The sequence below is a fragment of the Mycobacterium sp. 852002-10029_SCH5224772 genome, assembly GCF_001667315.1.
Taxonomy (GTDB): domain Bacteria; phylum Actinomycetota; class Actinomycetes; order Mycobacteriales; family Mycobacteriaceae; genus Mycobacterium.
This window is the reverse complement of record NZ_LZHT01000008.1, coordinates 1-989: the sequence shown is the minus strand read 5'-3', so window position 1 is coordinate 989 and position 989 is coordinate 1. Positions and strand designations below refer to the sequence as shown.

Annotated in this window: 1 protein-coding gene; it reads left to right on the top strand. The window is 69.0% G+C overall.

Going from position 1 to position 989, the window contains the following annotated elements; genetic code table 11:
* Window positions 1–989 (top strand): condensation domain-containing protein (locus tag A5775_RS01855; protein ID WP_156660533.1); only part of this gene is annotated, 989 nt, incomplete at both ends.

The window sequence follows — 989 nt, the reverse complement described above, 5'->3', positions numbered from 1 at the left end:
CTGGTCGGCTTCTTCGTCAACACCCTGGTGCTGCGCGTCGACCTGGCCGGCGACCCCAGCTTCACCGAACTGCTGGAACGGGTCCAGGCGCAGAGCTTGGCAGCCTTCGAGCATCAGGATGTGCCGTTCGAGGTGCTGGTCGAGCGGGTCAACCCGACCCGGAGCCTGACGCATCACCCGCTGGTCCAGGTGATGCTGGCCTGGCAGAACTTCGCCGGTCACGACGACCCGGCCGCGGGGCTGGCATTGGGCGACCTCGAGGTGGCCTCGGTACCCGTGCAGGACCAGTCGGCCCGCATGGACCTGGTGTTCTCCCTGGCCGAACGCTGGTCCGAGAACGGGGAAGCCGCCGGCATCGGCGGGCGGGTGGAATTCCGCACCGACGTGTTCGACGCGGCGACCGTCGAGGCGTTGATCGGCCGCTTGCGGCGGGTTTTGGCGGCGATGACCGCCGACCCCACCCACCCGTTGTCGTCGGTGGATCTGCTCGATAACGCCGAGCATGCTCGCTTGAAAGAGCTTGGCAACAACGCGGTTTTGACCCGGCCGACACAAGCGGCGGTATCGGTGCCGGAGTTGTTCGCCACACAGGTGGCCCGGGCGCCCGAATCTGTGGCGCTGGTGTGCGAGGGCCTGTCGGTGACCTACCGGGAGCTGGACGAGGCGTCCAACCGGTTGGCGCATCACCTGGTGTCCGCGGGCGCCGGCCCGGGACGCACTGTGGCGCTGCTGTTTTCGCGGTCAGCCGAGGCCATCGCGTCGATCCTGGCCGTGCTCAAAACGGGCGCGGCCTACCTGCCGATCGACCCCTCCTCGCCGGACGCGCGCATCGAATTCATGCTCGGCGACGCCAAGCCGGTCGCCGCGGTCACCACCGCCGATCTGGCGCTGCGGTTGGACGGCCACGACGTCACGGTCATCGACGTCGACGATTCCCGCATCGACACCCTGCCCCAGACGGCGTTGCCGACGCCGGGCCCCGACGGTGT